We start from the raw sequence: 13,149 nt of genomic DNA, 5'->3' as shown, positions 1-13,149 counted from the left end.
GACAGCCGGCAGGGCCGGCCGGTGGTCGAGAACCGTCTGGATCGCCAGTTCGCCGTAGACAGCCCGGTGCCGGCCTGGGCCGGGGACATCACCTAGATACCGTCGGCGAATTCAGAGCCCCCCAGGAGCCAATCGTGCGAATCGGGAGGTACGTGTAATGGCCTGCCCGCAACCGTCCAGCCATTGGACGACCCTTGCCACATTGATGCCTACCGCTGCCAGTGTCTGCTGCAGCGCAGTTTTGGCCAGTCCAATGTAGCGACTGCGTCGCATGCCAAATGCTCGTACCCCCTGGGACAGCGTGCCCTCCACGCCGGCTCGTACACGATACCGCTTCTTCCATTCGGGATCGTGCATGCGTGCGCGGGCGGCATTGAGCGCTTCGTATTGGTCACGCGGGTGGAAATAGAGACTGCGGCGTGCCTCCCTGGATGAAGTACAAAACGGTCGTGCTGGGCAAGATCCACAGTCGCCTCGCCCGAACCGCACATGGATGCGAGTTTGCCCGGTCGCCTCTTGCTTGGTTGTCCATCCGACCGATACCTTGCCTTGCGGACAAGTGACCTGTTCGCGTTCCCAGTCGATCGAGAAGTTGGCCAGGTCATAGCCATAGCCTGCTCTGGAGGCCCATGTCGACAGACCTCGCACAGGGCCTTGCAGCGACACGCCGTGGTCACGCTGGCTGCTCATCAACAAATCAGCATCGACGTAGCCTGAGTCCACGAAGTGCTCCCGGGGCAGCAGCTCTCGCGCAGCCAGGCGGGCATGAATGGCCGCGGTGGCGCTCATGTCCGGCTCCATGGCCGGGCGTGTCTCAACATGGGTGATGAGGTGCACTGCAGCCGGATCGCAGGTTTCGGTCACATGCACCTTGTAGCCCGACCATTCCAGGCTTCGCTTGGTGCTGTAGTGCATCTGCGGATCGTAGGGGGACTGGATGCGCTCGCCTACCGGCGGCAACTGGGCACTGTCACGCCAGCGCGGGGGGCCGTCGACAGAGCGTTCGAAGTGGTTCTGCCAGACCTGGCGCAGCAATGCCAGCGTTGACACCTGTCGCGCTGCTGCCGGAGTCGACTCGGCATCGAGTGCGTCCAGCAAAGCGAAGCCATCGGTGCCTACCTGCTGGGCATAGGCCTCACGTTTTTCCTTGCTGCCGCCTGGCAGGCGCCAATCTTCAGCGCGTCGGGCGTAGCGCTCGAACCAGGCAGGCTGGGCCACGCCACATAGCCACTCGGGCGCCACCGCCGCCAGCTCGTTGAGCACGGCCCGCATGGTCTCGGTCACCAATTCCAGCAGATGCAGATCGCGCACGGCACCGAGCACATGGGTGCTGTCCGTGCGCTGTCGCCCCCGAGCCTTGATCAGGCCTCGTGTCCTGAAGTGCCCAAGCATCTTGTCGAGCAGCAGGTACTCGCTGTGAGTATTCAACAACCGCGCGCGGAACTCGGTGAGCACACTGAAATGAAAACCGGGATCCGACAATTCCAGCCCCAGTGCGTACTTCCAGTCGATGCGTGATCGCACCGCATCGGCCGCCTGTCGATCGCTCAAGTGCTCCAGAAACTGGAATACCGTCACCAATGCCAGGCGCCACGGAGCCAGCCCCGGCTGCCCTCGGCGCGGGTACAAGGCCTGGAAGTCCTCGTCGCGGTACAGCTCGGCAAACCCGTCGCGTAGCCGTGTGATCACCGTACCATGGGGGAATGCCGCACGGGCCACACGCTCAGTCTCGACAGGAATCGGATCTATGGGGGTTGGATGTAGGCTCACTTCTACCTCCTATCGATCGTCAGCCTCAGTACCGTCAGAGTGCTTCGCACAGCAGCTCTTGGCAATTCGCCGACGGTATCTCACCTACCTGCCGACCCGCGAGGGCTGGCTGTATCTGGCCGCCGTGCTCGATCTGCGCACCCGGCAGGTGCTCGGTTACAGCCTGTCCGAACGGATGCCTGACAATCTGGTGCGGCAAGCGTTCCTGAATGCCTGGTCGGCCTCGCCAGTCGGAGCCGGCGTGCTGTTCCACTCCGACCGGTTGAATCCGCCCAGTATTGCAGCGGCCTGTTTCAGGACACGTTGAAGGCCTACGGCATGCGCTCGTCGATGAGCCGGCGCGGCGATTGTTGGGACAATGCGCCGACGGAAAGCCTGTGGGGTTCGCTGAAGGTAGCACGTATGCATGGACGGCACTTCACCACGCGGCGGGCCGCAATGGAGGAGGTGATTGACTGGCTGGGCTTTTACAATGCACGCCGGCTGCACTCGACACTTGACTACGTCAGTCCCATGACGTTCGAGAAAAACTGGTTCGCAGCTCAGCAGGGACGAGCCGCATAATTCCCCCGGCTATGGGATTCGCGGAACAGGAGCAACGTCAGTTCACCTATATCTAGCTACTTTTCAACAAATATCTGAGCGATCCAGCTGGCTATAGGCTGATTTGGGTCGTATGCACGCTAGGTTGATTTCCGAGCGATGTTGACATGCAAGCTGTTGGTCACTTAGGGTTACGCCATGCCTTGGGAGGCACCCTGCTGCGTTGGGGAACACCCTTCTCTTTCTTCTCTTTGATTTTCGCCAGTAAAGGCCAAGCAAGCAGCAATGCGGGTATCGGTACTTCCGATATGGGCCTATGGAGAAAGTCATGCCAGCATCAGTCGATTGCGTTAAGCACTTTAAATACCTCGTCTGTCGCTCACTCGATCAGGGGATGAGCTATTCCGAACGTCTAGATTTCCATGCTAAGGAAATCGGCTTCAACAACTATCAGCACTTTCTGCTCTCGTTGGCCAAGCTGAGCGATGACCGCATCGGTAAGATCAATACTAGGCTGATGCGCCTTGCCTGTGCCCGGGCACTGCCTAGGCCAAGCCGACACTATTACGAATTCATCGCTCACAAAGACCGGCGCATGCGCTTCTATAGCCACTGGCTTGGCTGGGATAAGCGTGGCCAGGAGGTTCGTGTGCCTCGTCTAATGAACGCCCCTTACCGCGTACCTGATCTGCGTGAAAGACTCGATGCGCCGGTCTACGTCATCGAGACCCATGCGCAACTGCTCGCCTGGCGGCACAAGTGGCAGGGCATGGCCTACATCGCACAGCAGCTGGCGGAACTCGAACTACGACCTGCCTTTAACCGAAAGCAAGGTGTAGTGCCTGGGATCCGCAGCGAAGACATCAATCTGGAAGAAGATTACAGCCACAACTACGCGACCTGGTATCCCTCAAGGAAGTGAACTGGCTTACGGTGAACATCGCTTCCGCGCTGCGCAGGAAGCGATGCGCCATCCTGGTATCCTTTCCCATCAGAATTCGAGACCAAAGCCTTCGAACCTGACCTTGGACAGCTCACTCTGGCGATCGACTGCTTCTGGCCGATTCTGTTGAAAAAGTCGCCACCGGTAGTTTTGAGGTATTTTCAGGGGGTACTTGACCCCTTACCAAAGGCGAAATCGTGGCGTATAGGCGATTTTAGAAGGTCGGTTTTCGCTCCATTGATAACGCAACCATGCAAACCGACTTTTTCAACAGAAACGGCCGGTTTCTGCCTGTTGCGGCAGGTCGATTGGGGACACAATACCTCACCAGTGCGAACGTCCTCTCGATCGACTCAGGATGAAACTCTATTTACTTTATTGTCTTCTCACACGAACACACCGAGATTCTTGATCATGTCTTTCGCTCGCACGCCGCAGGCTAATAGCTTCGCCGCCATGGCTTGTGAAAAATCACCATTAGAAACTCACGAAAACTCTTCATGAAAAAAATAATGATTACCGCATTTCTGAGTCTGATGTCCTTCTCAGGAATCGCGCTAACGCAAAGCGCTGCCGACACCGACAAGATATTCGATCAACTATTCGGTGAGCATAAACCCTATGCCGATTTCTTTGCGAAGCTGCAGGGAGCCTTCGCGTCGGATGACCAAGCGATGGTCGCGAGCCTCGTCGATTATCCGTTCCAGACGCGGATTGGCGAGAAATCCGTCAAGATCAGGGATACAGCGCATTTCGTTGCTAACTACGACGAGATCGTTACCACAAAGGTGAAGAATGCTGTTGCAAAGCAGGATTACGCATCGCTCTTTGCCAACTGGCAGGGCGTGATGGTCGGCAACGGTGAGCTTTGGTTCTCCGGCATCGGTGAGAAGGGCAACGTCAAGATCATCGCTATCAACAACTAAGCTAGACAGACCAATATTGAATTTTTTTAAAGGTAGGGTTCCGGGAAATTCAGACCGCTACACCCATTGCAACCGGCTTGGCGTGCTTTATTTTCCACGCCACCAGGTTAGATGATCCAATCTGCTGGAACTTGATTTCATGGCATGCTCATCGTGCATGCGCCGTAAAGCTTAGGGATTCAAGGTATTAATAATGAGAAAATCTAAAAAATCGGCCGCGAGCCGTTTCGGGGGATGGCTGGGTCGTACCTATATGAAACTGACCCGATGGGAAGCTCGCGTTGCCATGACACTGCAACGAATAGGTATACCTCGACTCGCGGCGAAACTAGTCAGCCTGACAGGACGCTTTACCCTGTTTGCAAGCCTGCTTTATATAGGCTTTTGGATTGCTGTTTTTACAGCAATAGTTTTACTTGCAGGTTTAGTCCTTCAGTCGGGGGTGCTGGCTTCAGTAGAAGATCCACTGAAGCAGAGCAGCTATCCCAAGTGGCAAGAAGGCAGCGATGGGTTCGGGTTGTACCAAAATGGTTATCGAGTTGATTGAGTGTTATGTGACTTTATTTATGACCATGTCAACTCCTTTGCTGGCTCCGGCTTTTGCATCCTGACTTCCTTTGGTCAACCCATCCAAAGCACTACCAGCATTAAATCCCGCCCAACTCAACGCCGTCATCCAGAACATAGGCAGCACAATAAACATCGCGGCCATCACCCAGTTCAACACCATATCGCCCGTAGCATTGTTAAGCCCCATGATGGGATTGAAGGTCGAGTGAGGGGCGTTCCAACCATACAGCGCATTGATGATGGTGGAGTCGATCCAGCGAGCCAGTTGGAACCAGAATTCGACGAAGAAAATAGCAAACTGGATGATTGAAGCCGTCACCAGCGTTTTCAGGTTGTAAGTGCCCATGACCAGAACCAGGGGCAAACTGATCACTACCGCCATCTTGAGAAAGGAAAGGATCATGGGCAGTGCCTGCCGTACCTTGTCCATGCTCGGAAAATGACTCAATGAGCTGAGACCCAGGCCGACATCACTGGCCGCTCGAGTCGTCGCATTGGACCATGTGTGATCGAGCTGGCCACCGTAGTCGGCATAAACCACCCCCTTGGTCATGGCCTGGTGGCGAGGAGCCACGACTTCGCGAATTACCGAATCGTTGACCTGATCCTGCGACAGGAAGTTAGCCCACTGTCCAAAGCGTTGAAGCAGGGTCGGATCGACCGTTGCCAGCAGTCGCGCCCGCAGGCCAATCTCCGGAGCTACCCACCAGTCAAAGCAACTGGGGTAGCCGCCACCGCTGGCCACCTGCGCATAGCCTGAATCCCGCGCCTCATCGTAGGGCCAGTCGACACGCGGCTTGCTGGAGTGGAATGAGGCGTAAAAATCAGAGTCAGCCAGAAAGCGCGCCGAACCGATCCAGGTCACATCATTTTGCTCTTCGGGGCTCAGCGAGGGTCGACTCTGAAACATCTTGGCTCGGGAAGGACCATAGCAATCGCGGGTGAAGTCCGCCACTTCCTGGGCGAGCAGGGGGTCATTGATCCGTGTGCTATCGACCTCCATGCGCATCTGCCGCAAATCCGTCCCACAGGGAATCGCCGCAATAGCCGAGCTGGTGACCGCTTTGGCTAGCGAGTGCAGCAGAAACCACCACACCGGCACCTTGGCGCTCTGACCATTGATTTCGGTGAACGAGAGGCCCCACCCGGTTTCTTCCGGCTTCACCACCGCCGGGACATAGGCCTGACACTGGATGGAGCGGGAGGTGTCGTAGTCGATGGTCGACACATCGATGCTGATCAAGGGCATGACCGCGAAGAGGATCACGGTGACGGCCACCCAAACCCGGTTCTCAACCCGCAGCATCGACAGCGCGCCCTTGTTTCTCTCATCAGCCCCTTCGGCCCGCGCTCGCAACCATTCCTGCAGGATCATGACGAAAAACGGCACGGCGAACAGGCCCGTATCGGCCAGGGTGTCCCAGATACCGTTGCTGATTACCCAGCCAATCAACGTCAGGTAATACTCCAGGTAATCGGTCGTATACAGTGTCCACATCTCGGCGTCCCCCTAGATCAGCCCGGATTTCATCAGTTCGAAAAGCGCGACCGTGAGCACCACGGACACCTCGATGCGCTGTAGGCGCACTTTGGCTTCAGCGGTTGGTTCGCGTTGCCGCATCCAGAGCCAACTGCGAGCCAGCAGGACATAGAGCAGCACCCGCCAGGCCAGCAGGTAGGGGTAAGCTGCCTCTCGCCACTGATCCCAGGCGTTAACACCGCCCACCAGGGCAGACCCCCTGTGCTGGACCAACAGCGCCGTGGCGATCATCAGAACGACCAGGCCCAGCCCATACCAAAGCGCTGAGGTTTTCAGCCATCGAAACAGAGTCATGCGCATTACTCGCTGGTTATTTGGCTTTTCTCAGTATGCTGAATCCGATCTGGAATCGGATCGCCTTCGAAGATTTCTTTCGAGCTTTCGCGCCGTTCGAGACTGCGCTCGATAATCATCTTCGAGGCATTGCCCGTTAAATCGCGGCGTAGCTCCAGTTCGGTCTTGAGGTTGTCCAGCTCTTGCTGCAGGCTTTCGTTCTGCTTGGCGACCGCCGACAGTGCCAGGTCATTCGCGGCCACATTCGGCTCCCGCGTCCCGGCAATCAGCGTACGGCGCAGCAGCAGGGCTCGCTCGATCACGCTGGACAGGGCCAGCTCCGAAGCCAACCGCTTCGTCAAGACATCCTGATCTTCATCGGTGCGCAACGCCTCGACCAGTCGCCGGGTGACCGGTACGGCGCTGGTACTGACGGCCTGCAGATTTTCTCGGGTAGGGTTGAGGTTGCCGTTGACCAGGTTGGTCAGTTCGAGCAGCTTGGCCTCGTAGGCTTCCTGGATCAGTGGAGTCAAGCCAACCCCTGGGGTCGTTCTGGTTTTGGTGCAGGTCTCACAGGTTTGCTGCTCTTGTTCACCCAGCACGCGGACAGCGAAAGCTGCGGCTTCATCCGGTGAACTCCAGGTTGTGCAGACCAGCCCCTCGGCACAGTCTTCTGCGGAGATCGCAGCGGTATCGCCCACGGCGCGCCCATTCATGAGGTTGTAGCCGGCCTTGGTCACATCGGACACGACCCGAATGGGTTCCTGGTTTTCGCCGCCCGCATTCTGGCCATTGACCCAGGGCACGCCATTATTGCCACGACTGGCCTGGGCCTGCTGTACCGCATTGACCGCATCCACCGGGTTGGTCCCGCCGGTCCCGCCTCCGCCTTGCGCGGCGATGGCGGTTTTCATCGCCTGCCCTTGGGCAATCTGACTCCAGCCCAGTTGCTGGCCCGCCCAATCCGCCATCTCCCGGCTCATGTTCTGGCAGGTCAGCATGCTGCGATCAAAGTCGATCCGCCCCTGCAGAATGCCGTTGGTAAGCAGGTTGTACAGGGCCGGGTTGGCGCGCTGGATAATCAGCGCAGGCAGGGAGGCGACGGCCATCGTCGCACTCTGGATGACACTGTTCATCAGCGTCTGAAAGCCCGAGGCAGCTTGAGACTCCAGGCATCCGTCACGCCCTGATGAGCCAGGCGCAAACGCTCCAGGGTGGCCTTGCCTGCAGGACCGCCCAGGCGACGTTGGACAAGAGCGGCAGCGGCCTGCGGATCATGGGGGAGATCCGCCGATAACGTCTGCTGAATCCGGTCCGGCTCATCGAGCAGGATGACGCGCACCCCCTCGGGGGCTACCACCGGATGGCGGCTATCGGTCACGACAAGGGTCTCGGCACAGGCGGTTGCCGACACCACGATGCCGATCACAGCAAGGACGGTCGTTAGCGGTGTAGCCTGAAACACTCGAGAGCGGGCAAGCGAAGAGAAGGCAGGTGATGGCATCGATCAACCCCTGGTAAAAGTCCAGGGGCAGTCAACGCCAATCCAGAAAATCCCGCAGCAAACAATAGGATTCTCGTTGAAATCGTATTTTTTAGGACCTGAATTTCGCCCTCAGAATCTGGCCCCAACTCGACTTCGCTACAACCCGGCTTTCAAATCGGCTAGCGTCACCATCAGCATCATAGGATCGAGCTGCGACCGTTCGAAACCAATTCGCTCGTAAAAGGTTCGCGCCTCGTCCGAGAGTGCGTGTACCAACATCCCTCGGATGCCTATCGTATCAGCTGCCTGAATCACGCGCAGACAGGCATCCCTCACCAATGCTCGTCCGAGCCCTTTGCCGTGTAGTGCCCGGTCAACAGCCAGTCGGCCGAGAACCACGACCGGAATAGGGTCCGGCATATTGCGACGAAAGCGACCGGGCACCGCCTCTACCGTGACGGCACTCGCAGCCAGCGCATAGTAAGCTAGCACTCGATGACCGTCGCTAGCGACGAAGGTGCGTGACGCACCGGTGCCCTGGTTCTTTAGAGCCCGACGCTTTAGCCACTGATCCAGACTGTCCACACCCGAGTTGAACTGCTCCAACTCATGATGGGATGTCAGAGGCTCGGGAGCCCCGACCATCATGTTTTATGATCCCACGGGGCTGGCGTTTGTAATGTCTTGCGCAGGCGCTCGTTTGGCTGCGCTGGCATATCCAGGCGCGATAAAAAGTTCGCATAGGCTTCTGGCGAGACCGTAATAATGGTCTGATCCAGTAGTGCTTCTTCTGCAGCCGCTCGCGCGGCTTCCAGCACGAAATCCGTGCGATTTTTTCCCCTAACTTTCGCGGCCCGGTCGATTAAGCTTCGCTCTTCAGGCTTAATGCGGATATTCAGGGTTTCGCGCTTAGCGGGCAGTACATTCTGTGCGGTCATGGCAATGGCCCTCCGATGAGAGAACCTATTCTAGCAGACCGTAATGACGCTGTCATTACGGCAGGGTGATACCGCATCATGACATCTAGGGGTCGCCTTAGAAAACGGAAAATAAAGCACGCTAAGGAATGCATCACCCAGTAACGGCGCGGCTTTGCGTCGGATGGCTACTGCCGGATACGGCGTTGCGGTGTTTCTCGAAACTCGGCTTTGGCGGCACACCGTTACGAGAACGGTTTTCGAGAATCACTCGTGCAAGGCCAGCACTGGCGCGGGCTGCTTTCTCACGAAGCCCTCTCGAAAATGATCGTTTTTGGGGAGCCCGCAGAATTCGGAAAAAATCGTACGCCAAGCATCAGGTGACCGACTGGAAGCTGCATCAAGCCAGGGGGCGTCCGGCTTGGGTATACCTCAACCGGACGTCAGACCTGACCAGCCAGCAGCGTCAGGTTAGGGCTCATGTTGATGTTCCTGACGCAACTGCATTTGGGTCTATGGCCTCAATCTGACGGTTCGAAGCTAAACGTACGATTTTCTCCGTTTTCTGCGACGCCCCCACTTGCGATCAAGCCGGCAGACAAACCAACAAGCCCGAATGTCCCTTGCAAGCAGCATCACACTCTTGGGAAGGCAACAGCCGATGCTCCCTCATGAACTCAAGCTGAAATACATGGCCGCGCAGGATCTGATGAACTTGCACGGCCTGCTGGCCGAGCTGCTTGAGAATAGCACCAGCCTTAATCGTTTCTCGCCCGCCCGAAAGCCGGCGCAGCGGATCACTCACGATCTCCGTCAATTGTTTGCCGAACTGGGCATGTTCGGACTTCAAGGATTCGGCGATACAGAAAGCGACGTCCTGCTCCCCTAGCTCGGACATGGCTTGCATCCGGCCCTGCCCGGCCATCAGCCAGGCGCGATAGCTGACACTGAACTCTTCAGCTCGATGATATTCCTGCCCCTGATTCAGCGACTGCAAAGGTGCGTCACCTTGCTATCGATCCCGACCAGTTGCCGCTCTATCCCCTGCAGCTTGCGATAAATCATCGCAAACCCCACCGCACTGACCGCCAGATTGGCCACCTGCAGCCCCATCAGCATCTGCCCCTGCATCATCAGCTGAGATAGCTGGGAGTTGAGGATCTCCGATGGTGGCTCGAAGCTGATAGTGTCCCCCTCGCGCAACCAGGCCACGACCTGCTTGCTGACCGAATCACGGATCACACCACCAACGCGCTCGAGGCTGCCGTTTGCCAGCCCCTCGGCGATCTCCGCCGGGACCTTGAACACCACACTGATATCAAACATCGCCAAAGGCCTCCTCCATCAGGGCACTGACGCGCCGGCAGATCATTCGCTGGCGCAGCATGGCGATATGGAGAATACAAGGCACAGTGACCCTGAACGCAGGACCTGCCAAATCAATGGCCGTCCAAACGCCTGTGATAATCCACCCCACGGGGCTAAGAAAGACCGCAACACCCCGACCAACAGCAGCTCCTGCTACGCTTGCAGCGGCAAGCTGGATGCCATGCCCAGCGCTTGTTTGGCTATTGCATTAGCCACAAGCGCACTGAGATCTTTCTTGCCTAGGCCGGCTTCAACGAGAATCGCCTCCATATCTGCCCGCTCCTGCCCTGAAGACTTTTTCAGGGCAGGAGCGCAGGATGGTCTGGATCAGTTCCTCCTCCAGCTCGACCAGACCATAGGAGTCGACCTCCTTCACACCGAATTTCTTGGCAACATCCTGCACCACCTCCAGATACTCCGGGCCACTGCTGCGGAACAGGTTGGCGAAGCTGTTGCCGCCGAACAAACGGATTTCCTCGAGAATCTCGTCGGTATAACGCTTGTGGTTCGGTTGGTGACGCTTGTAGACATCCTTGATCGACAGCATCTCCGTGGTACTGGTCTTGAGAATGTATTCGACCAGCGGTTGCAGATCTTCGTTGCTGGCAGACTCCAGCACTTCATAAGTCGAAATGGTGGCTACCATCATGCTCCTTGTCTAAAAGCCCTCTGTGGAGGAAGGCTGGTTTCCCAGGTGTTCGGCATCACGATCAGGCTGGCGATGTTCCTGCTCGAAAAATGCCCATGCTCTGTCAAACATCAGTAGACCTTCACGCTGAACCCAAGCGCTCTGAGCGCCTTGCTGGTTCGGCCATTACGGGGCGGAACGACCTCCGGCCTGGCCCAGCCGATCACTTCGGCAAGAGAGTTCAGGCCATAACGTGGGATGCTGTACTCCGCGTCACGGCCCGCGTGGTAGAGACGCAGCCAGATCTCTTCGTTCGGCCCACCATAGAGCACATAGTGAAGCAATTGGCGCACATCCCAGCTTTTACGGTTGCGCTGGCGCAGGATCAGCGGTGCGAACAGCTCAACGCGTGAGTCCCGGTCCAGGGTCTTTAGCTCCGGTCGCCCAAGCTCTGTTAGAGGAACCTTGATGATGTGGTCCATGGTGGCGTGAGTGTTGCGACACAGGGTGACGAACTCGGCGCTGGTCAGCTCCTGTACTTTGTCTTGCGCCAGCAAGGCACGCACCGTCGGGGCACTCTCATAGAAAGCGTAATCCTCCCTTGAGGGGGCCTCCGGCAGTGACTTCCACCAATTCAACTCGGTTTCCAGCGCCGCTTGTGGATTACCATGGTTGCGCTGGTGATAGTCCTCATAGGGTTTATGCAGACTGTCACCGACGTGGTTGTAGTAGTACGCATGCAAGAACTGATCGACCTGCCAGGCTACTGGCACATCGGCGCCAACCCATTTGGGCCGATAATCCCCGAGTTGCTGCTGGATATTCTGCAAAATGCCCAGCGTACTCAGCCACTCGCGTTTGAAGGTGTCCTTGCGCCGATCAAAGGCTGCCTTTTTCTGCACGAAGCTAGGCCCCTCCCATTCGGGATGCTGCCGTTTCTTAATGGCTTCGGCATAGACGTTCTTGTTCAAGGCATTGAGCCGTTTCATCTCCGCGATGTAATCCGCCGAAAGGGGGATGCTCACATCCAGCTCCCGCAGGTACTCGAAGAAGTCCTCCAGTTGGTTGTCCATGCCGTTGGCGATCAGCTCATCTTCCGAGAGAAAAACGCCTGCCTCGATATTCGTCAGCCAGCCATTATCCGTGTGGTTGGCTGAGCCGATGTAGGCGCCATAGCCTTTCCACCAGATGACCTTGGGGTGGAAACGATCCGGTACGAAACGGGTAAAGACGTTGTCCTTTTGATGCCTGAGCAGCCGCTTGAGCAGCTCCACCGAGACAGGTACCGTATGGTCGTAGCGCATCCACAGGTCCAACCGCAGCTTGTGGGCCACGCAATGCCCGACCAGATCCTGCGAGCTATCAGAAGCACTGCTGCCATAAGCCACAGCAGCCAAAACGCTATCCACCTGAACCTCGGCAGACAGCGCTGGCAGTAAATCCCTCAGGTGAATTCCGTTAATTCGATTGACGATCAGTTTCATGCCGATTTCCTTCAACGCGCTCAATAACCAAGCAGTCCAACAGCCCCGCTTCAGGCGACCAGCGCCTGCAGGTTCTCGATCAGTTCTTTAAGCTCCGAGCGTTCTTCATCGTTATCCTGATACATCGAGTGCTGAAGGATCTGTTCGGCGGTCATCTGCGGCCCCATCGAACTCACAGGCAATTTCGAATTGCTTGACATCCTCGGCGAGGCTGAAGCAGTTCATATCACTCTTGTCGACCTTGACATCCCCGCTCTCGAAGAAGATCGCAACGGCTTCGAGAATGGTCGATTTGCCATAGTCATTGCGACCGACGATGCCGGTCATGGCTTCGTCGATGGGAATAACGGTGGTGGCACGGTAGCCGCGGAAGTGGGTGAGTTTGACGGACTTGAGGTGCATGGAGATTTCCTTATCTACAACTGGCCTGAAAAGGCTTTATGCGAAATAGTCTGAAAGACTGTTTCATTACTGAAACTAATAGATTTCGACTTAAAAGCTGCAATCTTAGTGACTAACGCTTCAAACTGGCTTTGCATTTCTTTAGGCGGAAGTATGACAGGCACACTATTACAAACCGCCTTATTCATATATGGAAGCGTTGTACTAGTAGGCTGAACCAGAAATTTGTATGAGCTGATCGAAGAAGAGAAACTATACTGAGAGAGTTATCCAGACAGCAGGAGACTGCCATGGCTGAC

At 56.8% G+C, this 13,149-nt stretch carries 15 protein-coding genes and 1 pseudogene; 4 read left to right on the top strand and 12 right to left on the bottom strand.

The features are described 5' to 3' along the window. Nucleotides 1-111: 111 nt before the first annotated feature. Nucleotides 112-1,770: an IS1182 family transposase gene (locus FHR87_RS18195; RefSeq protein WP_183168191.1), complete on the bottom strand. Its 1,659-nt coding sequence runs from the start codon at nucleotides 1,768-1,770 to the stop codon at nucleotides 112-114. 232 nt (nucleotides 1,771-2,002) lie between these two features. On the opposite strand from FHR87_RS18195, the pseudogene FHR87_RS18190 reads away from it, so the two are divergent. The 4 genes and pseudogenes from FHR87_RS18190 to FHR87_RS18175 form a co-directional block, all read left to right on the top strand. Further along, nucleotides 2,003-2,334 (top strand): annotated as a pseudogene (locus tag FHR87_RS18190) (integrase core domain-containing protein); the annotation flags it as partial. Nucleotides 2,335-2,707: 373 nt separating this feature from the next. Continuing rightward, a complete protein-coding gene (locus FHR87_RS18185) occupies nucleotides 2,708-3,235 on the top strand; it encodes a hypothetical protein (protein ID WP_246336105.1) in 528 nt (175 codons plus the stop codon). Between the two features lie 521 nt (nucleotides 3,236-3,756). Next, nucleotides 3,757-4,182, top strand: a complete 426-nt coding sequence (locus FHR87_RS18180; RefSeq protein ID WP_183168189.1) for a hypothetical protein — start codon at nucleotides 3,757-3,759, stop codon at nucleotides 4,180-4,182. A gap of 193 nt (nucleotides 4,183-4,375) precedes the next feature. Beyond that, nucleotides 4,376-4,729 carry a DUF3742 family protein gene (locus FHR87_RS18175; protein WP_183168188.1) on the top strand — a complete coding sequence of 118 codons (354 nt, stop codon included), beginning with the start codon at nucleotides 4,376-4,378 and terminating at the stop codon, nucleotides 4,727-4,729. A gap of 3 nt (nucleotides 4,730-4,732) precedes the next feature. Here FHR87_RS18175 and FHR87_RS18170 read toward each other — a convergent pair whose 3' ends face one another. The 11 genes from FHR87_RS18170 to FHR87_RS18120 form a co-directional block, all read right to left on the bottom strand. Continuing rightward, entirely contained in the window at nucleotides 4,733-6,250 is a 1,518-nt protein-coding gene (locus FHR87_RS18170) for a conjugal transfer protein TraG N-terminal domain-containing protein (protein WP_183168187.1), read from the bottom strand. A 12-nt stretch (nucleotides 6,251-6,262) separates the two neighbouring features. After that, nucleotides 6,263-6,586, bottom strand: coding sequence for a hypothetical protein (locus FHR87_RS18165; protein ID WP_183168186.1), 324 nt, complete (start codon nucleotides 6,584-6,586; stop codon nucleotides 6,263-6,265). Nucleotides 6,587-6,591: 5 nt separating this feature from the next. Next, entirely contained in the window at nucleotides 6,592-7,674 is a 1,083-nt protein-coding gene (locus FHR87_RS18160; RefSeq protein ID WP_420826757.1) for an integrating conjugative element protein, read from the bottom strand. A 26-nt stretch (nucleotides 7,675-7,700) separates the two neighbouring features. After that, a complete protein-coding gene (locus tag FHR87_RS18155) occupies nucleotides 7,701-8,069 on the bottom strand; it encodes a TIGR03757 family integrating conjugative element protein (protein WP_183168184.1) in 369 nt (122 codons plus the stop codon). Nucleotides 8,070-8,207: 138 nt separating this feature from the next. Further along, on the bottom strand, nucleotides 8,208-8,699 hold the full coding sequence (locus FHR87_RS18150; protein ID WP_183168183.1) for a GNAT family N-acetyltransferase: 492 nt from the start codon (nucleotides 8,697-8,699) through the stop codon (nucleotides 8,208-8,210). Next, a complete protein-coding gene (locus tag FHR87_RS18145; RefSeq protein WP_183168182.1) occupies nucleotides 8,696-8,989 on the bottom strand; it encodes a type II toxin-antitoxin system TacA family antitoxin in 294 nt (97 codons plus the stop codon). The genes FHR87_RS18150 and FHR87_RS18145 overlap by 4 nt, the downstream gene beginning before the upstream one ends. Before the next feature lie 565 nt (nucleotides 8,990-9,554). Then, nucleotides 9,555-9,965 carry a hypothetical protein gene (locus FHR87_RS18140; protein ID WP_183168181.1) on the bottom strand — a complete coding sequence of 137 codons (411 nt, stop codon included), beginning with the start codon at nucleotides 9,963-9,965 and terminating at the stop codon, nucleotides 9,555-9,557. Then, nucleotides 9,953-10,294: a hypothetical protein gene (locus tag FHR87_RS18135; RefSeq protein ID WP_183168180.1), complete on the bottom strand. Its 342-nt coding sequence runs from the start codon at nucleotides 10,292-10,294 to the stop codon at nucleotides 9,953-9,955. Before FHR87_RS18135 ends, FHR87_RS18140 begins: the two co-directional genes overlap by 13 nt. Nucleotides 10,295-10,586: 292 nt before the next feature. Then, nucleotides 10,587-10,985 carry a YaaW family protein gene (locus FHR87_RS18130; RefSeq protein ID WP_183168179.1) on the bottom strand — a complete coding sequence of 133 codons (399 nt, stop codon included), beginning with the start codon at nucleotides 10,983-10,985 and terminating at the stop codon, nucleotides 10,587-10,589. A gap of 110 nt (nucleotides 10,986-11,095) precedes the next feature. Continuing rightward, on the bottom strand, nucleotides 11,096-12,448 hold the full coding sequence (locus FHR87_RS18125; RefSeq protein WP_183168178.1) for a phospholipase D family protein: 1,353 nt from the start codon (nucleotides 12,446-12,448) through the stop codon (nucleotides 11,096-11,098). A 111-nt stretch (nucleotides 12,449-12,559) separates the two neighbouring features. Then, entirely contained in the window at nucleotides 12,560-12,850 is a 291-nt protein-coding gene (locus FHR87_RS18120; protein ID WP_221189923.1) for an AAA family ATPase, read from the bottom strand. Nucleotides 12,851-13,149: the final 299 nt, after the last annotated feature.

This window comes from Azomonas macrocytogenes, assembly GCF_014191985.1.
In the GTDB taxonomy this organism is placed as follows: Bacteria; Pseudomonadota; Gammaproteobacteria; order Pseudomonadales; family Pseudomonadaceae; genus Azomonas; species Azomonas macrocytogenes.
Note: the sequence above shows the minus strand (reverse complement) of the source record. Positions and strands in the feature narration are given on the sequence as shown.